A 23,661-nucleotide genomic window follows, 5' to 3' on the forward strand; every position below is an offset into this window, starting at 1 on the left:
ACATTGCGCGGAAAGTGCGAACGAGCGGACAGAAACGATAAGAGAATTAGGAGAGCAATAGATGGCAAGGATGCAATCCGGCAAGATGGCCCAGGACAAGACGGGTAAGCGCTCGAAGCTTGCGGTTTCCGACTCGGCCAAGAGTGCGTCGGCTTTCAGTGTCGAATATCTGCTGTTTTTCAGGGCCGTCGCGGACAATCTCAGCTTCACGAAAGCAGCGCGCGAGTTGAACATCGACCAGTCATGGCTCTCGCACAAGATACGCCAGTTCGAGGAGATGCTGGGGATCACGCTGTTTATCCGCAACACCCGCCATGTCGAGCTCACCGCCGCCGGCCGGATACTCCTCGAACCGGTCCAGCGGTTGTCCACGCTCGTCGAGGAAACGCGCGCTGTGACGGAGGCGTTGTGCGAGTCCATGAAAGGCGTGCTGCGGGTCGGCTGCCTGCCTTTCAGTTTTCCCGATCCGCTGCGCACGCGACTGATGGATGAGTTCATCGATCGTCATCAGAACATCCGGCTGCAGGTAACCAGCGGTCCGACGCCGATGCTGCTGGAGCAACTGCGTCTTGCGAAGATCGACCTGGCCTTCGTGTCCGCGCCCTTCGACGAGAGCGATCTCGACCTCCTGCTGCTGCGCGAGAACGAGTTCTGTTTCCTGATCCCCAAGGATCACATCCTGGCGTCGAAGCCGATGATCGAGGAGCAGGACGTGGCGGGAATGAAACTCGTCATTCCGTCGCCGAACTATCACCCCGCTGCATTTGAACTCTATTACAGGCCGCTGTCGAATGCAGGTGCGATCGTCGAGCCGATCCCGGAGTTCCAGAGCGCCGCGACCTATGCTCAGGACAGGCTTCAGCCGGTGGTCTGCACCCGTTATGCGGCAGAACGGTACAACAATCAGAACTTCGTGCGCCGCCCGGTGAGTTTCCTTCCGCCATGCCGCAAGTATCTTGCTCGTCTGAAGGAACGGCAGACGCCCTCGCAGATCCTGCTGTGGGAAATGGCGGAAAGCTCGCTGGAAATGGCCCGCAAGGTTGCCGCCTGATTGACGCTTGGCGAGCGGTACCGGGCCGGTGGCCCGGCGCCGTCGCCCGTCGTTTCTATCGTTCCGCGACAGGAAAGTTCGGATGGATCTGGGTCTTGCGAACCGCAATGTCGCGGTGCTGGGCGGTTCGCGCGGGATGGGCCGCGAGACCGTGCGCCTGCTGGCCGAAGAAGGCGCGAATGTCGCTGTCATCAGCCGAAATGCTCACGCTGCCGCTGCTGCGTTCGACGACCTCGCCGCGATGCATCGGGTCAGGATTATCTGTTTGTCCGCCGACGGTGCGCAGTCCGGTTCGGTCGAGGCGGGGCCGCGGATGCGCTCGGTCCGCTGTCGGGCATGGCCGTCACCAACTACTGGATGGGCACATCCCGCGATTTTGTCGCCATCAACGATACCGAGTGGGAACAATATTTTCAGAACTCGCTGATGGCTGCCATGCGGGCTGCGCGCAGCGCGCTGCCGCACATGGCGGAAAACGGCGGCGGGAGCTTTGTGATTACCAGTGCCTATTCCGCCCGTGCGCCCAAATCCTTCATCCCAGCTTATGCTGCGTTCAAAGCCGCGCTCAACAACCTCGTGAAATCACTGGCAAAATCTTATGGCCCGACCAACGTCAGGGTGAATGCCGTCGCGCCCGGCGCGATCCGCACGGGCCGCTATGACGAGCGTCTGACGGCTCTCCGCGCCGAACGGCAGGACATCTCGCGCGAAGAAGCCGAGACCATCATGCTTCAGGCCATGGAGATGAAGGTCGCGCTGAACCGCATAGGAGATCCATCGGAAGTTGCCGAGCTAATCGTCTTTCTGCTCTCGGCCCGTGCTGCTTATGCTGCGGGGCTGATCGCCAATATCGACGGCGGCACCGATTTCTGACCTGGAGATGTTCATTGATGCGTAGAGTTGCAATCGTATCGCCGCTTAGAACGCCGATCGGCCGGTTTCTCGGCACTTTGGCACCGGTGCCGGCAGAGGAACTGGCCGCCCACATCATTCGCAATGTGATCGAACGCAGTGGAATCGATCCCGGCCGCATTGAGGACGTGGTCCTCGCCCAGAGCTATGCCAACTCCGAGGCGCCCTGCGTCGGCCGCTGGGCCGCGCTGGCGGCGGGTCTGCCGATCGGCGTTCCGGGCATGCAGGTCGACCGTCGTTGCGGCGGCGGCCTGCAGGCGATTTCCACCGCCGCGATGATGGTGCAGTCAGGCGCCGCGGACTGCGTGCTGGCGGGCGGCGTCGAATCGATGTCCAACATCGAATATTATTCGACCGACATGCGCGGTGGGGCCCGCGCAGGCAGCGTGACATTCCACGATCGCCTCGACAGGGGACGCGAGCGTTCGCAGCCCGTGGAGCGGTTCGGCGTGATTTCCGGCATGATCGAGACGGCCGAGAATCTTGCAAGCGACTATTCGATCTCGCGCGAGGCCGCGGATGCCTTCGCTGCGCGGAGTCAGCAGCGCGCCGCTGCGGCCTGGGCCGAGGGACGCTTCGACCGGGAAGTCGTCCCCGTTCCCGTCGCCCAGCGCAAGGGCGATCCGGTCGATTTTGCCCGCGACGAGGGCATTCGTGCCGACACGACTGCAGATACGTTGGCGGGGCTGCGCCCCATCTCGAAGAACGGCACCGTCACTGCCGGCAATTCCAGCCAGCAGAATGATGCTGCCGGCGCTTGCCTCGTGGTTGCCGAGGAAAAGCTCGCCGAGTTGGGGCTTGAGCCTATGGCCTGGTTTACCGGATGGGCCGCCTTTGGTTGCGACCCGTCGCGCATGGGGATCGGGCCGGTGGGTGCGGTCGCCCGGCTTTTCGAACGACACAAGCTCGGTTGGGACGACATCGACATTCTCGAGATCAACGAAGCCTTTGCCGTTCAGGTCCTTGCCTGCCTCAACGAGTGGGGCATCGACCCCGACGGCGAATGGTCGGAGAAGATCAATCCCAACGGGTCGGGCATCTCGCTTGGCCATCCGATCGGCGCCACCGGCGTCCGCATCATGACGACGATGTTGCACGAAATGGAGCGCAGCGGTGCAAGACGCGGCCTCGAGACGATGTGCATCGGTGGCGGGCAGGGCATTGCAGCGGTTTTCGAACGGCCCTGAGCATGTGGACCGGTTAAGGCGGGAAACGCGATAGTGCCGATGATGGCGTAATGGCACCCGGAGCGGTGTGCCATTATGCCCAATCTATGAACCGGCTCCGATGGTGACGCGCGAGCAAGGAAAATCGAGGAATTATGGTCAAGGTTGTCTTCAAGAAGGAAGGGGCGGAGGACCGCGTCGTCGAAGGCCAGGTCGGCAACAGCATCATGGAAACGGCGCTCGACGGCAATATCGGCGAGATACTCGCCGATTGCGGCGGCGCGCTGTCGTGCGCAACCTGCCATGTCTATGTTCCGAAAGAATGGCAGGACCGCGTCGGCACGGCGGGCGCGGAAGAGGAGGCGATGCTGGAAATGGCCGTCGATCCCGACGAACGCAGCCGCCTCTCTTGTCAGATCGGGCTTTCAGACGAAATGGACGGGGTCGAGATCATCCTTCCCAAGTCGCAGCTTTAAGGAGGGGATTTTCATGGGACTGCTTGATGGCAAAGTCATTGCGATCACGGGCGCTGGCCGCGGCATCGGTCGAGCGCTCGCCCGGGAATGTGCGGCGCAGGGTGCAAAGCTTGTCGTCAACGACTTCGGCGGGTCGCTCTCGGGCGAGGGGACGGATCACGGGCCGGCCCAGTCCGTCGTGTCCGAAATCGAGGCTGCGGGCGGCACGGCCATTGCAAATCTCGCGAGCGTATCCGACCCCGCTGGTGCGGCCGGCATTGTTTCCGATGCAATCAACAGCTTTGGACGGATTGATGCCGTCGTGAACAATGCGGGTGTGTCCCGCGACGGTATGTTTCACAAGATGAGCTTTGAAAACTGGCGCGCGGTAATCGACGTGCATCTCAACGGCTCCTTCTTTCTCTCGCGGGCTGCGGCACCGCATTTTCGTGAGCAGGGCAGCGGCGCGTTTGTATTCATGACCTCGACGTCGGGCCTCATCGGCAACGTAGGTCAATCCAATTACTCGGCCGCAAAGATGGCCCTGGTCGGTTTGTCGAATTCGCTGGCGCTCGACCTTCAGCGTTACGGCATCCGCTCGAATTGCGTTGCGCCCTTTGCCTGGAGCCGCATGACCGAGAGTATTCCCGCTGAGACGCCTGAGGCGAAGGAGCGCGTGGAGCGACTGAAGACCATGACCGCCGACAAGGTCGCGCCGATGGTTGCTTTCCTCTGTTCGGACGCGGCCAGCGAAGTTTCGGGCGAGGTTTTCTGCGTTCGCAAGAACGAGATATTCCTGTTCAACCCGATGCGTCCGGTGCGGTCAATCCACCGCAGCGAGGGCTGGACGACCGAGACGGTCGCAACCGAATATCTCCCCGCAATCCGATCGAATCTTCGCAAGCTGGAGGTTTCGGGCGACGTTTTCGCCTGGGATCCCATTTGATCCGTGCCGTCCCGCGCCTTGATTACCGGTGGCGCGGGCGTGCTGGGCCGCACGCTTGCTAGGCTTCTTCTCGACCGTGGCTTTGAAGTCGCGATTGCGGACCGCAGGGAAGCGGCGTTGGCGCGCGCGCGCGAATGGCTGGGCGCGCCCGCCGCTCTGGTATGCCTGCCACTCGACGTGAGCGACGCGCGATCATGGAACGCCGTAGTCGAGGCTGCGGGTCCGATCGATTTCCTTGTCAACAATGCCTGCCCGCCCTCGGCACGCAAGGAACTGCTGGCGATGGACGCCGACGAATGGCGAGCGATGATCGATACCGGGCTGACCGGTGCGTTCCTCGGCATCCGCAGCTTCGTGCCCGCGATGGTCGAGCGGGGTGGCGGGCGCGTGCTCAATATAGCATCGCTGGCCGCCCTTGGCGCAGCGCCGCGACATGGGGACTATGCGGCCGCCAAGGCCGCGCTCGTGAGCCTGTCGGATACGTTACGCAGCGAACTTGCCGGTACGGGCGTCTCGGTCAGCGTTGCCTGCCCCGGTGCGATCGGTCGTCCTGTGGGCGAGGGGAGCGACCCTGCGGGCTGCGCGACTTCGCGTGGTCGAATGGATCCGGCGAACGGGATGGCGCATGTGCTGGACCGGGCAATGGCCGGAGATTTCCTGATTTTGACGCATCGCGACAGTGGCGAGCTTGCAGCATTGCGAGGGCGCGAACTGGCGGCGGCACTTGCTGCGACGCCGCAGGGCCGATGAGCGGTGCAATTTCCTGAATGCGGGCTGATTCCGATTGGGAGGGGGGTGTCCGCCCCCCTATGTCACGCGTGAAACCGCAAATCCGGAGTGTGATCATTGAGCGAGTCATTTCCCGAAATTCGTGAAGCCGTCAGGCGCTTGTGTGCCGACTTTCCCGGCGAATACTGGCAGAGACTCGACAGGGATCGAGCCTATCCCACTGAATTCGTCAGGGCATTGACCGAGGCCGGCTTTCTTTCGGTTCTTATCCCGGAGGAATTTGGCGGCTCGGGCCTCGGACTGAGCGCGGCTACCGCTGTACTCGAGGAAATCCACCGCTCAGGCTGCAACGGCGGCGCTTGCCATGCACAGATGTACACGATGGGGACTGTTCTCAAGCATGGGTCGGAAGAGCAGAAGAAAAATTACCTTCCGAAAGTAGCGTCGGGCGAACTGCGTCTGCAGGCCTTCGGGGTGACCGAGCCGACCGCTGGTACCGACACGACACGCATTCGTACCTTTGCAAAGCGCGACGGTGATGATTTCGTGGTCAATGGACAGAAAATCTGGATCAGTCGCGCCGAACATTCGGACTTGATGGTTCTGTTGTGTCGTACGACGCCGCGCGAAGAGTGCAAGAAACCGTCGGATGGAATGAGCGTGCTGCTTGTCGACATGCGCGAGGCTGTCGGTAACGGCCTCACCATTCGGCCAATCCGGACCATGCTCAATCATGCCACGACCGAGCTGTTTTTCGACGACCTGCGCGTGCCCGCAAAGAATCTTGTCGGCGAGGAGGGCAAGGGTTTCAAATACATCCTGTCGGGCATGAACGCGGAACGTATTCTCATCGCCTCGGAATGTATCGGCGACGGGCGCTTCTTCATCGACAAGGCCTCGGCTTACGCGCGCGGCCGCAGTGTTTTCGGACGGCCCATCGGCGAGAATCAAGGGATCCAGTTCCCGATTGCCCGCGCTTATGTGCAGCTTTCCGCCGCAGCCGAAATGGTCGACAAGGCCGCCCGCATGTTCGACGAAGGACATGCTAGCGGCACCGAGGCGAATATGGCCAAGATGCTTGCATCAGAGGCGAGCTGGTACGCCGCTGACATGTGCGTGCAGACTCATGGCGGATTCGGATTCGCGGAGGAGTATGACGTGGAAAGGAAATTCCGGGAAACCCGGCTCTATCAGGTCGCGCCGATCAGCACGAACCTGATCCTCAGTCATGTCGCGACCCACATATTGGAGCTTCCGAAAAGCTTTTGACGGAGGTTTGTGCGGGAGCGGGCGCGACATCGACCGATGCTTGCGCCCGCTTCCAAACGGTCAGTTCATCGCTTGGCGAAGCTCGCGCCAACTTTTGCTCAGCGCATCGCGGAAGGCCGGGGCCGCGATCGCAATCAGTGCTTCCGCCCGCTCATCGATCGACAGATATCGCAGATGCGCCGTGCCATGTTCGGTCACGATCACGTCCGCAAGGTTGCGTGGCAGCGAAACGGTCGGTGTATCGAGCCGCCCGACGATACGGCTGATCGAGCCCTCGCGCGCGGTGCTCGGCAGCATCGTGATCGCCGCGCCGCCGGGTGAAGCCATGGCCGCGGATGCGAAATCGGGCGCTCCACCCGCGCCGCTCGCGAGGCGCCCGCCCTGCCATTCGAGATTTACCTGTCCGAAGAGGTCGACCGAAAGCGCCGAATTCGCCGCAAAAAAGCCGCGCTCCAATCCGATTGCTCGCGCGTCATGCGTTTCCAGGGTATCGGCAAGCCGGACAAGGTCGCGTTCGGCCATCGCGGAATAGAAGGCTCTCGAACCGGCAAGGATGCCCGCGACATGGTCGCCATCGGCCAGCGCACCCTGATCAGCGAGGTGAAGCAGATCCTCGCTCGCAAGCCCCGATCGCAGGCGCAAACCGCGCCTTCCCGCCAGCGCACGCCATAACGCCGCAGGCGCCGAGCCAATCCCGATCTGGAGTGTGGCGCCGTCAGGAACCAGCGCCGCGACATGCCCTGCGATCGCCTTTCCGACGGCGTCGGGGGAAACTTTCGGCACTTCGACCAGTGGGCTTTCGCATTCGACGACGAGATCGGCTTCCGCAAGGTCGATGCGCGGCGCGCGCTTGATCGCGGGCATCGAAGGGTTGACCAGTGCGATGCGGTAGCGGGCCGCGCGCCATGCGATCGCCGTGAAATCGGCGGCGATGCCCACCGAGGCCCGTTTTCCTTCGCCCGCGAGGGGCGCGGCGACATGCGCAACCGAGACATCGATGCCGGCATCGCAGGCCAGATAGCGGGCGGCGCCGAAGTAGGACAGCGGAAGGATGCGCAGCCTGCCGTTCGCCAGACTGTCGCGCGAAGCGGGCGGAAAAAGAAAGGCGGTCTGGCGGGCATCGCAATGGAGCGCGGCATAATCCGTGGCATTCATGCCCGGCAAGGGACAGCCGATGATGTGCATGCCGGCCATGCGGTCCGGATCCGCCTTCAGCGCGTCGGTCAGTGCCAGTATTTCTCCGGTGGCGCCTGGCAGGTAGCAGGTGCGGCCCGGTGCGAACCGGTCAAGAACGGTATCGAGAGCCACCGGTCAGGTCTCCCGTCCGGTGCGGGGCGTCGCCGCCAGACTCTGTCGTCCGCGGTGGATATCGGCGACGACGGTTGCGAGCGGTAGCAGGCTGATTGGCAGCGTAGCCAGGCTTAGCGCCTTCAGCGCCGTCGTGCCGATTGCATCGGCCATCAGATAAGCGACGAGCGGGGCAGACAACATGGCGCCGAGATAGGCGGACGTGCGCAGGAGGCCCGCCGCCGAACCGCTCTGCTCCAGCGGGGCATAGTCCAGAAGCCGCTGCTGATTGCTCATGTTCAATATGCCGAAGCTTGTACCAAAACCGAGAGAAAGGATGAGAATTCCGATCGCCGAGGGAGCGAGCGCGAGCAGGAAGAGCGAAGCCGAGTTGATGATCAGCAGGGATGCACCCATCATCTCAGTCATGCATCCCTTGCGCCCCCGCGTCGGTAGCAGCGCACCGATGAACGACGCGACCGCCACGGGCATGAGCATCAGTCCCGACGCGGTGAGCGAGAGACTCAACGTCACCTGCGACCATTGCGGGATGGAGTAGAAAAAGCAGTAGTTGACGAAATTGAATGCGGCGTGATTGCCATAGGTCAGCGTCAACGGCAGATTGGAACGCAGAAGGCCGACATCGACGAAGGGGCTCGCCCGTTTCCGCTCGACCAGGGCGAACACCGTAAGCCCGATCAGCCCGAGGCCGAGCGCCTTTGCATCGAACCGGGTTTCCAGATGCATGAGGAAGAACATCAGTGCCGTCATAAACCCGGTGAAAAGCGCGATGCCGGCCCAATCGACACGGATGCCGCCGTGCCGCGGGCTCTGATTTGCCGGCACGGCCAACCAGATCGCGATAAATGCGATGATGGCGAGGGGCAGGTTGATGGCGAAAGTGCCACGCCAGCCCAGCCATTCGGTAACAAGCCCGCCCAGCGGCGGCCCCGCAGCGACGGCGACCGAGCTTGCTGCCGCAAGCCAGCCGAGGATGCGCGCCGGCGGCTCGATCTCGGCCTTGTGGGCGCGCTGGCGGATGATCGCAACGGCGCAGGGATAGGCACTAGACGTACCGAAGCCGATTAAAACCCGCGACAGGATCAGCGTAGCCATGTCTTGCGCCACGATGCCGGCGATGCCCCCCAGCCCCAGAATGACGGTCGCCCAGACCAGCGTGCGGCGGGCGCCGAACCGATCGGCGAAACTGCCGAGCACCGGCTGTGCGATCGCTGCGGTGAGGTACAGCGATGCGACGAGCCACCCACCGATTGTCTCCTGCCCAGGAAAGGCTCGCCCGATAGGAACGAGCGCAGTCGTGAGCATCGCCGAATTGAGGGGATTCAGGATGGTGACCAGAAGCAGCGGAGCGACCAGCCAAATCGTGAACGGGTTGCTCCCCCGCGTGTCCGACACCAGCGATGGCTGCACCGTCATGATTTGCTTCGGACAAGCGTTGATCGCCGCAGCGCAATACGCAGCGATCCGTCCTCGCAAATCATCTCGTCATGAAACTGGCCAAACCCACGGAGCATCGGCGCGCCCGATACCGTGTGAAAAAAGGATACGGCATGCCGAGCAACCAGTGTGCCATCCTTCTTGAGCGTGATATCGGGGCTTTCGGCCACATGGACTTCGCGCCGGTCCGCCTTGCCATGCCCACCCGTTTCCCACACCGTCCGGTAGAAGGCCATGATGGCGCTGCGGCCCTCAATCGGCTCCATCGCCGTTCCGTTCGACGTGATCTCGAGCCGCGCGCCCCTAGTCCAGCAGGCTTCAAAGCGAGGCGCGTTCTCGTCGTCCTTGGCATATTTGACGGCCGCGAGCAGGTCCATCACGGCAGATCTCACGGGGACTTCGGCACCGTGCGTCATCTGCCATACCCCTCGCTCTTCGTGAGCATGGCATCGACCGCATGCAGCAGACGGCCACCGTCGACCGGCAACACCGCGCCGGTCGTGAAGGAACTGGCATCGCTGGCAAGGAACGCCGCGGCATGGGCAATTTCATCCGTGCGGCCGCCGCGGCGCAGCGGCAGGCGGGCGATTCGCCTCGCACCTTCCTCGCTTGCGAACAGAGCCTGGCTTCCGCTCGATTCCACCATCCCGGGTGCGATCGTATTGGCGCGGACGTTGCTCTTCCCGAATTCCGCGGCGAAATTCTTCATCATCTGCCATTCTGCGGCCCGCGCGATGCAATTGACCGAACGTTCGCCCGTGGCCTCGAAAACCGAGCCTGACCCGATGTAGATCAGCGAACCGGTGCCCGCCGCGATCATGTGCGGGATCGCCATCGATGAAAGCCAGAAACGGCTCTTTAGAATGTAGAGCAGTTGTTCGTCGAACACTTCGTCGGGCGTGTCGATCGCGCTTCCGAGCCACGGCCGGACGGTAGGGGAGCAAAGAAGCGTCGTGAGCGCGCCGAAGCGGCCGACGGCCATATCGACCAGCGCTTGCAGATGCGCCTTGTCTCCTAGGTCGCCTGCGACCGCGACTGCGATGTCTTGCCCATTCCCATAGGTCAGGTTGAGTTCATCGGCCACGGCTTCGAGCTTGGCCCGCGTGCGCGCCGCGAGCACGAGTTTTGCTCCGCTCGCAGCGAACAGGCGGGCGGAGGCAAGCCCCATGCCGTTGCTCGCGCCGGTAATGATCGCGACACGCGCGGAGAGATCATATGTTGCGCCCGTCATTCGTGCAGTCCTGTCAATATGCCGCCATCGATCTGGATTGTCTGGCCTGTGATGAATCGGCCGGCGTCGCTGGCGAGATAGGCCACCATGTGCGAGACGTCTTCGGGTTTGCCGAGCGCCGGGGTCAGGACATTTGCGCGTGACTGCGTCAGGCGTTCCTCACTGAGTTCCCGTAGCATGCGCTCGGTCTCGATGGTGCCGGGCGCGATGGCATTGCTGCGGATGCCTTGCTTGCCATAGGCTACGGCCATGTGCCGCGCGAGCATGATGAGGCCGGCCTTTGTCGTCGAATAGGCAAGTCGCCGTGCTGAGCGCGGTGGGGCGATGCCTGCCCGTGAGACGATCGTCGCGATCGAGCCGCCGCCACCTTCTAGCATGATGGGCACGATGGCGCGCGACACGTGCATCGTACCGGTGAGATTGACATCGACGGTGCGGCTCCAGACCTCCGGATCTGTTCCCAATAAATCGAGGTCGGCGCCAAGATCGGCATGCGCCGCATTGTTGACAAGCGCATCGATCCGACCGAACGCATTTCGGGCCGTATCGGCAAGTTGCGCGACCGATTCCGCGTTTGCGATGTCGCAATACACGCCCAGCGCGCCATTGCCGACCTTCGCCGCCGTCGCTTCAGCCATCTCCTGTGCGATGTCGGCTAGTATCACGCGCGCGCCAAGCCGTGAGAACTGGCTCGCCATGTCGGCGCCGAGCCCATTACCGCCTCCGGTGACGAGAATGACTTTTCCCGACAGATCGATCAATGATGCCCCGGCTGCATTCATCGATCGTCCCTCTGGCCTTCCATCTGTGTCCATTGGCCTTTTGAGCCGCGGACCCAGCCCATCGCGGCAGACGTCCCACCATCGATCGGAATAATCGCGCCGGTGATATAGGACGCCATGTCCGACGACAGGAATGCGGCGAGATCACCGCATTCATAAGCGTCTCCTTCGCGCAACAGCGGGATGACGCGCCGCATGCGATCGTCCTGCTCGGGCGTCGGGACGCGCCATTGGCTTTCGTCCACCGGACCGGTGCGATTGCCGCGGCCGCCCGGCGTGATAGTGTGGTCGGGTGCGATGCAGTTGACGCGGATCTTGTCGCCTGACAGCTCGAGCGCCATCGAGCGCGTGAAGCCGATCATCGCGGCCTTGCACGCGGCATAAACCGCGACATTGGGACCGGCGCGCATCCCCTCGATAGAGGCGACGTTGACGATCGAGCCGCCGCGTCCGCCACGCGCCATAATCGGGGCTGCGGCATGCGTTGCCGCGAGCATCGAGACGAAATTGATATCGATATGTCGCCGCCAGCTGTTTTCGCTCTGGTCGAGGAAGCGCTTATAGGCGACGCCCCCGGCGTTGTTTACCAGGATGTCGAGCCGCCCGAACTTCTCCTCCGTGGCGGCAATGCACTGACGAATGCGATCGGTGTCCATCACGTTGGTCGGGAACGGAAGGGCATTCCGGTCCAGTTCGGCGACCCGTGCAGCCACTTCCTCGCAGCGTTCGGGTACGATGTCGGCGATCACGATGTCGGCGCCCAATTCAGCCATGGCGAGGGCACAGGCGCGGCCGATGCCTCCTCCTCCTCCTGTGATCACCGCGACCTTGTCCTTGAGCGACAGCCTTTGAATTGAAGTCATCTGCATCCTTCCCTCTATGTTCGCAAACTTGACGAAGCTTCAGCTTTTTCGCAATGCACTCGCTGCTTCAATCTAGGTGACAACATCCATGGCGCGACCAAAGCAGAACCTTTATGGCCAGGAAATGGGCAGCAAGGGCTTCCAGACCCGCGAAAAGATCATCGATGCGACGACCGAATTGTTGGGGCGACGTCCTTTGCGGGACATCAAGGTCGCCGAAATTGGACAAAACGCAGGCGTTTCGACCGCAACCATCTATCTCTATTTCGAGACGGTAAGCGATATCGCGCTGGCGGCGATCGACCGTATCGATCAGGCGAGCCCGGAAATCGTCCAACTCCTCGAACGCGAATGGAAGCGTGACAAGTTGCTGCAATATTCACGGGAGTTAGTGAATCTGCATTTCTCGATATGGGATCGGCACCACGCGCTTCTTCGTGTGCGCAATTTTGTCGCGGACGAAGGCGATCGGCGTTTTGTCGATTCCCGTCGTCGCTCGGTCGAACCGGTACATTTGCTGCTGCAAGAGAAGATCCGCGAGTTGCAGGCCGTCTTGCCCGAAGAGCGCCGGCTCGATCCTCCGTCCACGGCCTCGGTCGTTTTGGCCATGCTTGAGCGCACTGCGCAGGTCATCCGCCTCCCGTCGGCCCACAAGGCAACGCGGCCGCGGCAGGTCGATACCGCTGCCTTCCTTGTCGCTAGCGCGATCAGTGGGGGCGCGCCTTTCATGGAGACACTGCCGGCGGGCCTTGCCGATTCCGCCGAGCAGCTCCCTTCCGCCATCCGCGTCAATAGAGGCAACTGAACGCGCGCGCCGCTGCGGCGGGTATCACCGTTTCTTCAGTTCGAAGCCCGATTTCTCGCGGTCCCATGTTGCAGCCGTGCACCCCTCGTCGCGCAACTGATATTTCAGCACCCGGCCGACCGGGTTGCGCGGCAGGTCTTCCCTGAACTCGAAAAAGCGCGGCACCGCGAAATAGGGCATCTTGTCGACGCACCATTCGCATAATTCTTCTTCTGTAATGCTTGCGCCGTCCTGCAATGTGATGGTGGCTTTCACTTCGTCCTCGGTTTCCGCCAGTACCGCGTGCACGGCCACGTCCTTCACCAATTTATGCTTTTTGAACGTCGCCTCCAGCTCTTGGCTGGAGATATTCTCGCCGCGACGACGAAGATAATCCTTCTTGCGGTCGACGAAAAACATGAAGCCATTCTCGTCCATTCGCCCGATATCGCCCGAATGCAGCCACATGTTGCGCATGATCTTCAGCGTGTCTTCAGGCCGGTTCCAGTAGCCCATGAACATGATATCGGGGTGACGAGGGCGGATGATGATCTCACCCGGCTGCCCAACCGGCACCTCATTGTCCTCGTCGTCGACAATGCGAACATCGAAATCTTCGTTGATCTTTCCCGCGTTGCCGACCGGTCCCTCTTCGTGATCGGCAAGGGTCGTGACGCGGGCGGCTTCAGTCAGGCCATAATTATGCGATCCTGTGATGGTGACACCGAACCGCTCCCTCCACTTACGTTGGATGTCGGGAGGGAAGGGCGACCCGCGCACCGCGAAGATTTGCCCGAAACAGCGCTTGGCTGCCTCGTTCTCGGGTGCGTTGGCAATGAATGTGAGCATCGACCCGAGCAGGTTCACGATCGTCGCTCCCGAACGCTCGATATCGTCCCAGAATCTGGACACGGAAAAGCGAGGGAACACCGCGACCCGCGCGCCGACCATGGCGGACGAAAGGATCGACCCGCCGAGCGCATTCATGTGGAAAAAGGGAAGCGGCGTCCAGTTCACCGTCTTCTCGTTGCGCGCCTCACGCTTCAGAATCTGGCGACCCACATTGCAGCAATAGTTGTGCGAGATCATGCAGCCCTTCGAAGGACCGGTCGTGCCCCCGGTGAAAATCAGCATGCAAAGATCCCCGGGCTTGTTCTCGTCGGGAATGGGCGCATCATTCTCTTCATAGGCGGCCGACAGGCGTTCGGTTTCGATCCGCTTGAACAAGGGCAAGGCTTCGTCCTCGCCGCGGACGAGTACGCGGTTCGCCTGCGGCAGGTCTTCTTCGATATCGGTCAGGCGCAGCGCGTAATCAGGCTCCATGACGAGTAGCTGCGCCCCTGCATCGTCGAACTGATGGCTGAGAAACCCGCCCTTATAGGCCGTGTTCACGGGCACATGCACCGCTCCGATCTTGTTTGCAGCAAACCACAGAGAGATTGAGTCGATGTTGGAATCGAGCAGGCTGCACACCCGGTCGCCACGCTTGACACCCCGCGATAGCAGGCCATGCGCCAGCCGGGTCGACCGCCTGTCGACGTCGGCATAGGTGTAGGTTTCGCCCTGGAAATCGAGGAAGATATTGTCCGGATATCTTGCGACAGCGCGCGCCAGGACCTCGGTGACAGTTTCGCGAACGTCGGAAGACCAAACCGGGAAGCTCAACTCATTCTCTCCCAAACTGATGATGCGTCAGTAATAGCTGGCCTTTGCGCGCCCTGACAAGAAGCTGGCTGTGCAGTCTAAGGTGCGACGGTCCTGAAAACGCCGATGTCAAACCTTGGGTGACATGGTCTTTCGCGCAACAATGTCGGACGGAGCAGAGAGGGAGCGGACAGTGCGCTATGCCGGAAAAGTTGCGATCGTCACCGGCGGAGGCCGCGGCATCGGCTTCGCCATTGCCCGGAGGGTAGGGGGCGAGGGGGCGTCGGTGGTCCTTGCGGATATCGCCATCGCGAATGCGCAAGATGCTGCTACGCGCCTGAAGGCCGAGGGAATCGAAGCGCTCGGCATCGCATGCGATGTTGCGGACGAGACCGCGATGCATGCCGTGGCTGAAGAGGCATGCGCGCACTTCGGTGGCATCGATTTACTTGTCGCTAATGCCGGACTGCATCTTTCCGGCTATGCCAAGACGCCGTGCGAGCTGCCTGGCGAGGAATGGCAGCGGCTGATGGACGTCAATGTCATCGGTATCGTCAACGGCGCGCGCGCCTGCCGCGCCGCGATGCGCGCGCGGGGCGGCGGGGCGATCCTCACCATTTCCTCGATGGCAGGGTATAAGGGGGAGAACGCCTATGGCATCTCCAAGCTGGCTGTGCGGGGTTTGACGGTGGCGCTGGCGAAGGAACTGGCGGTCGACCGCATCCGTGTCTGCGGAATTGCTCCGGGACTTGTCGATTCGGAAGAGGCGATGGCCCGCTTCCCGGTAGACCGGCGCGAGAAATATGTGAACGAACTGCAACTGGTGAAGCGCCTGGGGCGGATGGACGACATCGCCGCGGCTGCGGCATTTCTGGGCAGTGACGAAGCGTCCTTCATCACAGGAGAGACGATATTGATCAGCGGAGGCGCATTTTGCAGGATATGACCGCGACCGATAGCTCAAAAGACGCACGAGATACTCACCTCGTGGCCGGTCCCGCGACGGATCGGCCTGTCGCGCATCGCCCGTGGTACATGCTGTTGCTTCTGGCGCTGATCTATATCTTCGGTTCCATCGACAGAGCCGTCCCGTCGGTCATCGTCGAACCCCTCAAGAGCGAGTTCGGACTTAGCGATTCGCAGATGGGCTTCCTGACGGGTTTTGCCTATTCCATCCCCTTTGCGATGGCGGCGCTTCCAGCGGGCTGGCTGATAGACCGGATGGACCGGCGTATCTTGCTGTCGATCAGTTCGGCCATCTGGAGCCTGCTGACAGCCGTCGGCGCATTCGCGCAGAATTTCACGATGCTCGTCCTGGCGCGCGTAGGCGTTGGCGCCTCGGAGGCGCCTGCCTCGCCCGGCAGCCTGTCGATCATCAGCGACCTGTTTCCCAAGGAACGCCGTGCCACCGCCATCAGCCTCTATTACGCGGGCACGGCTACGGGCCAGATGATCACCTTCCTTGTCGGCGGGTGGTTGCTCCTGCATTTCGGCTGGCGCACGCTTTTCATGATCGCCGCCGTGCCGGGGCTGATCCTCGCGGCGCTTCTGTTCTTCACCTGCAAGGAGCCGAGGCGCGGACAGTATGACGACGAACGCGGCGCAAGTGAACCCGTCAGCTACAGCAAGGCGGTCGGTGTCATCTTCAGAACGCCGGCGCTGCGCCATGCGATCGTCGCGAACATGCTGGTCACGGGCGTGCAATATGCGGTGATGGTGTGGACCGTATCGTTACTGGTGCGCGTCCACGCGATGAGCGTCGAATATGCCGCGATGGCTATGGGCGTTGCGGTCGGGCTGGTCATGATGATCGGCTCGACGCTGGTAGGATTCGTCGCCGATAGCTATGCCAAGGGCGATCCGGCGCGCATCGCCACCGTTCCCGCGATCGGAGCGGTGTTTGCAGGGCTTGCAGGTGTCGCGATGTGCCTGATGACTTCGCTCGTCCCCGCCCTGATCTTCATGGCGATCCTTGCCTTTTGCATGGGTGTCAACACCGGACCCAGCTACACGACGCTTGTCAGCATGACGAGTTCGAACATGCGCGGTTCGATACTGTCGGTCGCCAAAATTGCCTCGATCCTGATCGGCAACGGATTTCTGGCCTATTATACCGGTGCCGTGAGCGACCTTATCGGCGGCGAGGACTCGATAAGATGGGCGCTTCTGCTGACGGTGATCTTCTTCTTCTGGGCATCGCTGCATTTCTGTCTCGCCAGCCGCGCCTGGCGGAGCCGGTTGGCTGACTGACATCTCGAACGAAGAGGAGTGCCACCAATGACAATCAGCGGGAAGACCATATTGGTCACCGGTGCGACCGGGCAACTCGCCGGCGCTGTCGCCCGCGGGCTGGTCGGCGACAACGAGATTATCGCTCTGGCCCGATTTTCCGCGTCGGGCTCGCGCGAATCGCTCGAGCAGGCGGGCGTGACCTGTGTCTATGGTGATTTTGTCACCGGGGAGTTCGGACAAGCTCCCGAGACGGTCGACTATGTTTTTCATGCACGTCTCGGCAACCGGTTGCTATGCCGCGCATCCAGACCCGGAGCATATCTGCACCGAAGACGAACTGCTCGGCGGCTCGACCTGGTTCGCTCCGATGTACGGCGTTTCGAAGACGGCAACCGAAGGCGTGGTGAGGTCGGCGCTCTGCAGGATCTACGGCCTACTGACGGTCATCGGTCGGATGAACGTGGCTTCCGGGGCCACAGCTTGACTAACTCCTCGCGGGAGAACCGATAAAACTCCAACTGACAGCGCGCGCGACCTTTACGAGGCGGCGTTGGCGCTCATCGCGGCGCGCGGGATCGCCTTCGACAATTTCGCTCCCGGAGGGGGAAGCTTCAGTGCGAACCGATCGTGGTCAGACTGACCGGGACGCGAAGCACGTCCCCTGGATCGATCGTGTCTTCGCGCCAGCGGACCGACCCCGTGGGACGTTCGAGAAACCGCCGAACGCGTGGCGGCGCGTCGTCGATCTGAAACGCCAGCGCGCGGTCACGCCATTTGCGGTCGTCGACGGTGGGGCGGTCGCGGGCGCGAAGATAATCGTTCCAGGTGGCATAGTGGAAGCGCTCGATCCATAGCTTGGGATCGGAAATGTCCCGCGCGAGCGAGGTCGAATAGGCGCCGTTCCGCTCGCGCGACCGACGTACATCGCGCATCGCATGGTAGAATTTGCGCGCATCGTCGACATGGACGCGATACTCGATTTCGATCACGATCGGGCCGCTCCGCCCGGTGAGTGCCATCTTGACGACGGGATCGCTGCTCGGCGGTGGCGCAGCTTCGGCAGAGGTGGTGCGCGGCATCGCGAGGATGAAGCGCAGGAGTGCGGTAATGACCATCAGCGCCGACGCGGTGCAGACGGCGGCAGTGATCCCGAACCGCTCGGCCAGCAAGCCCCAGCACAGCGAGCCTAGGGCCAGTCCGCCGGCGACCGCCGCCTGGAAGGCCGCCAATGTCCGTCCGCTTACCCAGCGTGGCGAACTGATCTGGACCGAGACATTGTAGGTCGAAATAGAAACCATCCACGACGCGCCCGCCGCAAATGTCGCCAGCACGGAAAGCGCGGCAAAGGGGCTGAAAGCAAGAACGAGCAGCGCCGCTGCCATCACCAGCGAGCATCCGACCACGATCGTCTCGACGTCGAACCAGTCGTGCAGACGCGTTGTCAGTAGCGCAAAGCCGATCGCCCCGAGGCCGAACCCGCCCAGGAGAAAACCATATATCTCCGGCCCGCCGCCAAGTATCGAATGCGCGACCAGCGGCAACATGGAATAGACCGCTGCACCGCCCAGCGACATCGCCAGCGCGCGTAATATCACCCGCATCACAGGAGGCGAATAACCGACAAAGCGCAGGCCGCCGAGCATCGCCCGGTCGAGCCGCTCGGGGGGCAATCGCGGCGGCGGGACATCCCGTTTCCACAGGAACAGCGCGACGAGGATCGGGATATAGAGGATCGCGTTTACTGAAAAGGCGGCCACCATTCCGAAGGAGGCGATAACGAAACCGCCGATGGCCGGCCCGACGCTGCGTGCCGCATTGGACGACATGGAATAAAGCGCGACCGCGGCGGGAAGATGCTTCACGCCCACGATCTCGGCCGCCGAAGCCTGCCAGGCCGGCGAATAGAGCGCGATCCCCGTGCCGGTAATGAAAACACCGAGAAGGATCATTGCGGGAGAGAGCATGTCGAGCGCGGCGACCGCCGCCAGAAGCGCAGATCCGGAAAGCGAGACGGCAAGCGCGCTTATGGCGACCAGCCGCCGATCGTACATGTCGGCAATCGCGCCCGCCGCGATCGCAAGCAACATCACCGGCAGCATCGACGCCGTTTGCACCATCGCGACAAGGTCGGCCTGCTGGGTGATCTGCAGCATCGTCCACGCCGCGGCGACGGCCTGCATCTGCTGGCCAAGGTTCGAGAGCAGGCTAGACCCCCATATCCGCCGGAAAGTCGCATCGCGCAGCGGCGCGCCAATACCGCTACGGCTCCTGTCCGTTGGGGTCGACTCTTCCGCGCCGGGGGTTTCGGTCAAGGCCTGCCTTTCGCAATGCTGCGGCCGGAGCGAACTCGCACGACCGAAAAATGATGTCCCATCAGTTTCGTTCCGCTTTATCGCAGCGTCGAACCCTGTCAACGCCATCTTGGTTCCCGGCACCCGCGGCGGCTGCTGAACGGACATGGCGGTGGCGGCGGCCCATAGGTACCGCTGACCCCCGTCGACATGCGGAAGGATCTGACGTGACATCTATACTGGCCGGCAAAGTCGCCCTGGTTACCGGGTGCGGTCGAAAGGATGGGATCGGCAGGGCGGTGGCGCTGGCACTCGCAGAACTTGGCGCCGCTGTTGCGATATCCGACCTTGTCGCAGGCGGCGTGCGCAATCTGGGTGGGGGCGAGGTGCGAGGACGACTGGCAAGGCACCGCCAGCCTCGCCGGGGAAATTGCAGCGCTTGGAGGCCGATGTGCGACGCTGACCGACGATATCTCGTGCGAAAGCGATGCCGAGGCCATGGTCGCCGATGTGGTGGCGCGGTTCGGGAGGCTGGACATCCTCGTCAACAATGCCGGCGCACCGCACGGTGCTGATCGCGGACCGTCATGGGAAATCCCGATCGAAGCGTTCGACAAGGTGATGGCGGTCAACACCCGCGGCACCTTCCTGATGAGCCGGGCGGCGGTGCGGCAAATGCTCTCGCGCAGCGAAGGCGAGGCGACCGGGGGGCGGATCATCAATATCGCCTCGGGCGCCGGGAAACGCGGTTTCCCGGACCTGGCCGCCTATTGCGCCTCAAAATTCGCGGTCGTGGGACTGACGCAGACCATGGCCCAGGAATTGGGCGACAAGGGAATTACCGTCAACGCCGTCTGCCCCGGCGCGATCGAGACCAGCCGGGCCGCGGCGCGCACCGCTCGGGGCGACGCACCGGACCTCGCAAAGCGGGGCATGATTGCACCCGCGATACCGCGCGCGGGAAGCCCCAAGGAAATTGCGGACATGGTAACGTTTCTCGCGTCGCCATCGGCTGCCTATATCACGGGGCAGTCGATCATGGTCGATGGCGGCCTGCTCATGGGGTGACGGCTCAGGGCCGTTCGCCTATGTGCGAGAGCATGCCTGCGCTATCGTCCTCGTAATTTCTCGCCGCCCCCCTCATGTTATGGGCCTCGGCGCGGCGCTTTTCCTGGAAGGTGAAGCAAACCCCGCTTTGGCCCCGCTCCGCGGCGGTGCGCACCGTATCGGGGTCGAGCGTGCGACCCGACGCGACCATGACCGCGCGGCGCAGAACGGTCGCAGCTTCGGCTTCATCGACTTCCATCGCTTCGGTATGGGTGCGAAAACCCTTGATCATCGACTGGCCGGCCCAGCCTTTCGGACCGGTGATGTCGCGCCGGTCGACCTCCCACATGAGCACCTCCTCGCCGTCGCGGAAGAGGCGGGCCGTGCCGGGGCCGAGCAGGCGCCGCATGCCGGCTTCCCAAGCCACGATTTCCCGGTCCTCGACGATCGCCTCATAGCGTCGGTGCCGTCTCCTAACCGAAGCTTGCGCCATCGCAAGGCCGGCCAGATCGAACATATGAGTGCACTGGTCGCGCATCTCGATCATCGCACCGACATCGGTCGAGCGAGCGGAGAGTGGCTTGCCGATCATGCCCTTGAGATGTTCGCCGGCGAGCGGGCAGGTCGAGAAGGGTACGCGCGGCGATGCTGCGCGGATGTCGGTGACGCATTCGCCATCATGTTCGAGGGTGACGCCGAAATGATGGAAATCATCCTCGAGCCAGCCGACCACCGCGCCGTCGCGCTCGGTTCGCAGATCGATCAGCCTGCGAAAGCGGCCGCCCGTCCGAGGGAAATCGTCGCCCATATCAATCGTCCTTGCCGTATCCGCGCCCGCCGATTGATCGGCCTGCCTGTTCAGTGTGGGCACGCTGCCAGGACGCGGTCAAGCGGGAGCGTGTGCGGCAGGAGCGGCAAAATCGGCTCCTGCGGCGCACTTTCGCGTGGATTATGGTCCAACACAGCATAAAGCGCGCGCACGCATCCGGAAGGTGAGGGAGAATTTGATCTAGAAGGGGAGGAAATCCGGGCAGACTGTCCGGGGGAAGGGTAGGGAGAACAGCTTTGGCTCATGCAACATCGCCTGTCGAATTGAGCAAAACCCTCGCAGGGCGGCAGGCGGAATGGATTGCGTCCCTCGACTTTGAGCAAATTCCTGAGGAGGTGCGTCACCGGGCGCGGCTTTTGCTGCTGGACTTTCTTGGCGTGGCGCGGCGCGGTTCGACACTCTCGCAGGTGGAACCGGCGCGGGCCCTGCTCGCCGACCTCGACACCGCGCCGCAGTGCGGGATTATCGGCGGTGGACGCGCCACGGCCGCCTATGCGGCTTATGCCAACGGAACCTTTGGCCACGCGCTGGAATATGACGACGCGCATTGGCAATGCGGGCATCCTGGCGTGTGTGTTATTCCCGCCGTCCTGGCGCTGGCAGAACGGGAAAATATCTCCGGCAAGCAGTTCCTGACCGCGATCGTTGCCGGTTACCAGTCGATGGTCTGGTCCATGGGGCCGATCAATCGGCGCACGCTCGATATCGGCTGGCACGGCATGAAGATCGGCGGCGTATTCGGCGCTGCGGCTGCTGTGGCGAAGGTCCTCGGTCTCGACGTGGTCCAGACGGCCAACGCGCTGGCGATTGCTGGCAGCGACGCCTCGGGTACGATGGAATATGACCAGTCCGGCGGCGAAGTGAAGCGGTACCATGCAGGAATGGCGAGCCGGGCCGGGGTCGAGGCCGCGGTTCTTGCGCGGGCGGGCCTGACCGGTCCCCTCACGATCTACGAAGGTCTGCGCGGCATCTACAAGTTGTTCTCCGAGCGCGATCACCTCGACCCCGAACTGCTGTGGGACGGGACATGGCACATCATGAACACCTTCATAAAGCTGTACCCGATGGTAGGGACAACGCATGCTGCACTGGATGCGCTGGGCATGGCGCTCGCCAATCTCGAGCAAGGCGGGGTCGCGGTCACAGCCGATGATATCGAGACGATCGAAGTCGGAATCGTCGACTGGGCCATCCCGCATGGCGCGGCGATCGTCCATCCGCATGACATGCTAAGCGCCCAGTTCAGCCTCGCGTTCGCCTCCGCCCTCCGCGTCGTGCGAGGCCGGGTCGCCATTCTTGATCTTGCCGATCCGGACGTGCGATCGGACCCTGTCGTCAATGCGCTGGCAGACCGGGTCAAGCCCTTTGCCATGGACGTGCCGAACGGGTGCGATCCGCTGTTCGGTTATGTGCGCATCACGACCAAAAACGGGCGCAGTGCTGAAGCGCTTCAGCCCGCCCCGCGAGGGCATCCGGCCAATCCCGCGGGGGCGGAAGATATCGCCGCGAAGTTCCGCGACGTTCTGACGCCACTGATGACCGATGAAGGCATTTCTCGCGTTCTCGCGGCTGCCGACAAGCTCGAAACCGATGAGCCGCTGCCCGAATTCATAAAGCTTATGAACTGATCATTCTCTTCAATTTGACGGAGCAAATCGAACTATGCGTTTCAAGGACAAGGTGGCAATCGTCACAGGCGGCGGGCAGGGTATCGGCGAGCATTATGCAAGAGCGCTGGCCGCGGAGGGGGCGGCCGTGGTCGTTGCCGAGATCAACGAAGACAATGCACGCAAGGTCGCGGAGGCCATCGTGGCCGAGGGCGGCAAGGCGATCTATACCGCGACCGACGTCTCGAACGAGGACAGCTGCGCCGAATGCGTCGAACGCACGATATCCGAGTGCGGCGGGATCGATTTCCTCATCAACAATGCCGCGATATTCGCAGGGATGCGCCGCAAGTCGTGGATGGAAATCGAACTCGACTATTATCGCCGCTTCATGGCGGTCAACCTCGAAAGCGTGCTGCTCATGACGCGCGCGGTCTATCCCGCGCTCAAGGCGCGCGGCGGCGGATCGATCGTAAACCAGTCGTCCACCGCCGCCTATTACGCGGGCAATTATTACGGCCTGGCGAAGCTGGGCGTGAACGGCCTGACAATCGCGCTCGCCAAGGAGCTCGGGCCGGACAATATCCGCGTGAATGGCGTAGCGCCCGGACCGACAAACACCGAGGCGACGCGTACGTCGGTGGCCGAAGACCGGGTGAAGGGCATCATCGACAGCCTGCCGCTTCGGCGACTGGGCGAGACGCAGGATATCGTCAACACCGTATTGTTTCTATGCTCTGACGAGGCCTCGTGGGTGACGGGCCAGACCTGGTCGGTCGATGGCGGGCATATAATGCGACCCTGAAGCGCGGCCACGCGGCCCACTGGTTCGGTCCATGCTTCAGGGATACCCGGGTTCAAGCGTTTCGACCAGAGTCCGGCGCGTCATGCCCTCGACGAGATGAGCGCGATATTCATCATCGCCATGGGCGTCGCCGTTCATTTCGGCCGGATCCATCTTGAGGCCATCCCGTGCGTTGACCGAAAATGACGCGGTCAGCGTATCGTTGGCCTTCGACGAGCGAAAGGCGCCGGACCTGCGGTCTATCAAGAGTTTTGTGCGCGGGGCCATAAGATG

The 23,661-nt window shown here is 62.5% G+C and carries 26 protein-coding genes; 15 read left to right on the top strand and 11 right to left on the bottom strand.

Going from position 1 to position 23,661, the window contains the following annotated elements; all coding sequences use genetic code 11:
* Positions 1–61 precede the first annotated feature (61 nt).
* Positions 62–1,051, top strand: coding sequence for a LysR family transcriptional regulator (locus tag FHR21_RS13855; RefSeq protein ID WP_184099276.1), 990 nt, complete (start codon positions 62–64; stop codon positions 1,049–1,051).
* Between the two features lie 55 nt (positions 1,052–1,106).
* Here FHR21_RS13855 and FHR21_RS20900 read toward each other — a convergent pair whose 3' ends face one another.
* Complete coding sequence (locus FHR21_RS20900; RefSeq protein ID WP_246427244.1) at positions 1,107–1,298, bottom strand: hypothetical protein; 192 nt, start codon at positions 1,296–1,298, stop codon at positions 1,107–1,109.
* Between FHR21_RS20900 and FHR21_RS21085 the strand changes: the two genes are divergently transcribed.
* From FHR21_RS21085 to FHR21_RS13890, 7 genes are all read left to right on the top strand, one after another.
* Positions 1,212–1,478: a hypothetical protein gene (locus FHR21_RS21085; protein ID WP_276569281.1), complete on the top strand. Its 267-nt coding sequence runs from the start codon at positions 1,212–1,214 to the stop codon at positions 1,476–1,478. The two genes, FHR21_RS20900 and FHR21_RS21085, sit on opposite strands and share 87 nt — an antisense overlap.
* Entirely contained in the window at positions 1,379–1,924 is a 546-nt protein-coding gene (locus tag FHR21_RS13865) for an SDR family NAD(P)-dependent oxidoreductase (RefSeq protein WP_338113164.1), read from the top strand. The genes FHR21_RS21085 and FHR21_RS13865 overlap by 100 nt, the downstream gene beginning before the upstream one ends.
* Positions 1,925–1,941: 17 nt before the next feature.
* On the top strand, positions 1,942–3,150 hold the full coding sequence (locus FHR21_RS13870) for an acetyl-CoA C-acetyltransferase (protein WP_184099282.1): 1,209 nt from the start codon (positions 1,942–1,944) through the stop codon (positions 3,148–3,150).
* Positions 3,151–3,284: 134 nt separating this feature from the next.
* Positions 3,285–3,605: a 2Fe-2S iron-sulfur cluster-binding protein gene (locus tag FHR21_RS13875; RefSeq protein ID WP_184099284.1), complete on the top strand. Its 321-nt coding sequence runs from the start codon at positions 3,285–3,287 to the stop codon at positions 3,603–3,605.
* 13 nt (positions 3,606–3,618) lie between these two features.
* Complete coding sequence (locus FHR21_RS13880) at positions 3,619–4,530, top strand: SDR family NAD(P)-dependent oxidoreductase (protein ID WP_184099286.1); 912 nt, start codon at positions 3,619–3,621, stop codon at positions 4,528–4,530.
* 18 nt (positions 4,531–4,548) lie between these two features.
* Entirely contained in the window at positions 4,549–5,280 is a 732-nt protein-coding gene (locus FHR21_RS13885) for an SDR family oxidoreductase (protein WP_184099288.1), read from the top strand.
* A gap of 96 nt (positions 5,281–5,376) precedes the next feature.
* On the top strand, positions 5,377–6,528 hold the full coding sequence (locus FHR21_RS13890) for an acyl-CoA dehydrogenase family protein (protein WP_184099290.1): 1,152 nt from the start codon (positions 5,377–5,379) through the stop codon (positions 6,526–6,528).
* A gap of 60 nt (positions 6,529–6,588) precedes the next feature.
* Here the strand turns inward: FHR21_RS13890 and FHR21_RS21185 are convergent, their stop codons facing one another.
* Genes FHR21_RS21185 through FHR21_RS13920 form a run of 6 tightly spaced genes read right to left on the bottom strand, consistent with a single transcriptional unit; the run spans position 6,589 to position 12,155 of the window.
* Complete coding sequence (locus tag FHR21_RS21185) at positions 6,589–7,836, bottom strand: acetyl-CoA hydrolase/transferase C-terminal domain-containing protein (protein WP_184099292.1); 1,248 nt, start codon at positions 7,834–7,836, stop codon at positions 6,589–6,591.
* Between the two features lie 3 nt (positions 7,837–7,839).
* Positions 7,840–9,252, bottom strand: coding sequence for an MFS transporter (locus tag FHR21_RS13900; RefSeq protein ID WP_184099294.1), 1,413 nt, complete (start codon positions 9,250–9,252; stop codon positions 7,840–7,842).
* Complete coding sequence (locus FHR21_RS13905; RefSeq protein ID WP_184099296.1) at positions 9,249–9,689, bottom strand: nuclear transport factor 2 family protein; 441 nt, start codon at positions 9,687–9,689, stop codon at positions 9,249–9,251. The genes FHR21_RS13900 and FHR21_RS13905 overlap by 4 nt, the downstream gene beginning before the upstream one ends.
* Complete coding sequence (locus FHR21_RS13910; protein WP_184099298.1) at positions 9,686–10,504, bottom strand: SDR family NAD(P)-dependent oxidoreductase; 819 nt, start codon at positions 10,502–10,504, stop codon at positions 9,686–9,688. Before FHR21_RS13910 ends, FHR21_RS13905 begins: the two co-directional genes overlap by 4 nt.
* Positions 10,501–11,286, bottom strand: coding sequence for an SDR family NAD(P)-dependent oxidoreductase (locus FHR21_RS13915; protein ID WP_184099300.1), 786 nt, complete (start codon positions 11,284–11,286; stop codon positions 10,501–10,503). The genes FHR21_RS13910 and FHR21_RS13915 overlap by 4 nt, the downstream gene beginning before the upstream one ends.
* Positions 11,283–12,155 carry an SDR family NAD(P)-dependent oxidoreductase gene (locus FHR21_RS13920; RefSeq protein WP_338113159.1) on the bottom strand — a complete coding sequence of 291 codons (873 nt, stop codon included), beginning with the start codon at positions 12,153–12,155 and terminating at the stop codon, positions 11,283–11,285. The genes FHR21_RS13915 and FHR21_RS13920 overlap by 4 nt, the downstream gene beginning before the upstream one ends.
* Positions 12,156–12,237: 82 nt before the next feature.
* Between FHR21_RS13920 and FHR21_RS13925 the strand changes: the two genes are divergently transcribed.
* The gene (locus tag FHR21_RS13925) at positions 12,238–12,954 is read left to right on the top strand and encodes a TetR/AcrR family transcriptional regulator (RefSeq protein ID WP_184099304.1); all 717 of its coding nucleotides are present in this window, start codon (positions 12,238–12,240) and stop codon (positions 12,952–12,954) included.
* A gap of 24 nt (positions 12,955–12,978) precedes the next feature.
* Here FHR21_RS13925 and FHR21_RS13930 read toward each other — a convergent pair whose 3' ends face one another.
* Positions 12,979–14,598, bottom strand: coding sequence for an AMP-binding protein (locus FHR21_RS13930; RefSeq protein WP_184099306.1), 1,620 nt, complete (start codon positions 14,596–14,598; stop codon positions 12,979–12,981).
* A gap of 172 nt (positions 14,599–14,770) precedes the next feature.
* Here FHR21_RS13930 and FHR21_RS13935 point away from each other — a divergent pair, with 172 nt between their 5' ends.
* The 3 genes from FHR21_RS13935 to FHR21_RS13945 are packed head-to-tail and all read left to right on the top strand — an operon-like array spanning position 14,771 to position 17,319.
* On the top strand, positions 14,771–15,523 hold the full coding sequence (locus FHR21_RS13935) for an SDR family oxidoreductase (protein WP_184099308.1): 753 nt from the start codon (positions 14,771–14,773) through the stop codon (positions 15,521–15,523).
* Positions 15,520–16,827: an MFS transporter gene (locus FHR21_RS13940; protein WP_184099310.1), complete on the top strand. Its 1,308-nt coding sequence runs from the start codon at positions 15,520–15,522 to the stop codon at positions 16,825–16,827. Before FHR21_RS13935 ends, FHR21_RS13940 begins: the two co-directional genes overlap by 4 nt.
* A 27-nt stretch (positions 16,828–16,854) precedes the next feature.
* Positions 16,855–17,319, top strand: coding sequence for an NmrA family NAD(P)-binding protein (locus FHR21_RS13945; RefSeq protein WP_184099313.1), 465 nt, complete (start codon positions 16,855–16,857; stop codon positions 17,317–17,319).
* Between the two features lie 101 nt (positions 17,320–17,420).
* Here the strand turns inward: FHR21_RS13945 and FHR21_RS13950 are convergent, their stop codons facing one another.
* On the bottom strand, positions 17,421–19,121 hold the full coding sequence (locus FHR21_RS13950; RefSeq protein WP_221235180.1) for an MFS transporter: 1,701 nt from the start codon (positions 19,119–19,121) through the stop codon (positions 17,421–17,423).
* A gap of 312 nt (positions 19,122–19,433) precedes the next feature.
* Here FHR21_RS13950 and FHR21_RS13955 point away from each other — a divergent pair, with 312 nt between their 5' ends.
* Positions 19,434–20,168: an SDR family NAD(P)-dependent oxidoreductase gene (locus FHR21_RS13955; protein ID WP_184099317.1), complete on the top strand. Its 735-nt coding sequence runs from the start codon at positions 19,434–19,436 to the stop codon at positions 20,166–20,168.
* A gap of 4 nt (positions 20,169–20,172) precedes the next feature.
* On the opposite strand, the gene FHR21_RS13960 is transcribed toward FHR21_RS13955, so the two are convergent.
* Positions 20,173–20,955: a DUF2889 domain-containing protein gene (locus tag FHR21_RS13960; RefSeq protein WP_184099319.1), complete on the bottom strand. Its 783-nt coding sequence runs from the start codon at positions 20,953–20,955 to the stop codon at positions 20,173–20,175.
* Between the two features lie 284 nt (positions 20,956–21,239).
* Here FHR21_RS13960 and FHR21_RS13965 point away from each other — a divergent pair, with 284 nt between their 5' ends.
* A complete protein-coding gene (locus FHR21_RS13965) occupies positions 21,240–22,604 on the top strand; it encodes an MmgE/PrpD family protein (RefSeq protein ID WP_184099321.1) in 1,365 nt (454 codons plus the stop codon).
* A 34-nt stretch (positions 22,605–22,638) separates the two neighbouring features.
* On the top strand, positions 22,639–23,388 hold the full coding sequence (locus tag FHR21_RS13970; RefSeq protein WP_184099323.1) for an SDR family oxidoreductase: 750 nt from the start codon (positions 22,639–22,641) through the stop codon (positions 23,386–23,388).
* A 36-nt stretch (positions 23,389–23,424) separates the two neighbouring features.
* Here the strand turns inward: FHR21_RS13970 and FHR21_RS13975 are convergent, their stop codons facing one another.
* Complete coding sequence (locus FHR21_RS13975; protein WP_184099325.1) at positions 23,425–23,655, bottom strand: hypothetical protein; 231 nt, start codon at positions 23,653–23,655, stop codon at positions 23,425–23,427.
* Positions 23,656–23,661: the final 6 nt, after the last annotated feature.

The sequence above is a fragment of the Sphingopyxis panaciterrulae genome, assembly GCF_014199295.1.
GTDB lineage: Bacteria > Pseudomonadota > Alphaproteobacteria > Sphingomonadales > Sphingomonadaceae > Sphingopyxis > Sphingopyxis panaciterrulae.

Coding starts and splice junctions, on each gene's coding strand:
- FHR21_RS13855 (WP_184099276.1), top strand. CDS start 62: ATGGCAAGGATGCAATCCGGCAAGATGGCCCAGGACAAGACGGGTAAG.
- FHR21_RS13970 (WP_184099323.1), top strand. CDS start 22,639: ATGCGTTTCAAGGACAAGGTGGCAATCGTCACAGGCGGCGGGCAGGGT.
- FHR21_RS13915 (WP_184099300.1), bottom strand. CDS start 11,286: ATGAATGCAGCCGGGGCATCATTGATCGATCTGTCGGGAAAAGTCATT.
- FHR21_RS13975 (WP_184099325.1), bottom strand. CDS start 23,655: ATGGCCCCGCGCACAAAACTCTTGATAGACCGCAGGTCCGGCGCCTTT.
- FHR21_RS13910 (WP_184099298.1), bottom strand. CDS start 10,504: ATGACGGGCGCAACATATGATCTCTCCGCGCGTGTCGCGATCATTACC.
- FHR21_RS13945 (WP_184099313.1), top strand. CDS start 16,855: ATGACAATCAGCGGGAAGACCATATTGGTCACCGGTGCGACCGGGCAA.
- FHR21_RS13870 (WP_184099282.1), top strand. CDS start 1,942: ATGCGTAGAGTTGCAATCGTATCGCCGCTTAGAACGCCGATCGGCCGG.
- FHR21_RS13940 (WP_184099310.1), top strand. CDS start 15,520: ATGACCGCGACCGATAGCTCAAAAGACGCACGAGATACTCACCTCGTG.
- FHR21_RS13960 (WP_184099319.1), bottom strand. CDS start 20,955: ATGGGCGACGATTTCCCTCGGACGGGCGGCCGCTTTCGCAGGCTGATC.
- FHR21_RS13920 (WP_338113159.1), bottom strand. CDS start 12,155: ATGCAGATGACTTCAATTCAAAGGCTGTCGCTCAAGGACAAGGTCGCG.
- FHR21_RS13905 (WP_184099296.1), bottom strand. CDS start 9,689: ATGACGCACGGTGCCGAAGTCCCCGTGAGATCTGCCGTGATGGACCTG.
- FHR21_RS20900 (WP_246427244.1), bottom strand. CDS start 1,298: ATGCATCGCGGCGAGGTCGTCGAACGCAGCAGCGGCAGCGTGAGCATT.
- FHR21_RS13875 (WP_184099284.1), top strand. CDS start 3,285: ATGGTCAAGGTTGTCTTCAAGAAGGAAGGGGCGGAGGACCGCGTCGTC.
- FHR21_RS13925 (WP_184099304.1), top strand. CDS start 12,238: ATGGCGCGACCAAAGCAGAACCTTTATGGCCAGGAAATGGGCAGCAAG.
- FHR21_RS13900 (WP_184099294.1), bottom strand. CDS start 9,252: ATGACGGTGCAGCCATCGCTGGTGTCGGACACGCGGGGGAGCAACCCG.
- FHR21_RS13880 (WP_184099286.1), top strand. CDS start 3,619: ATGGGACTGCTTGATGGCAAAGTCATTGCGATCACGGGCGCTGGCCGC.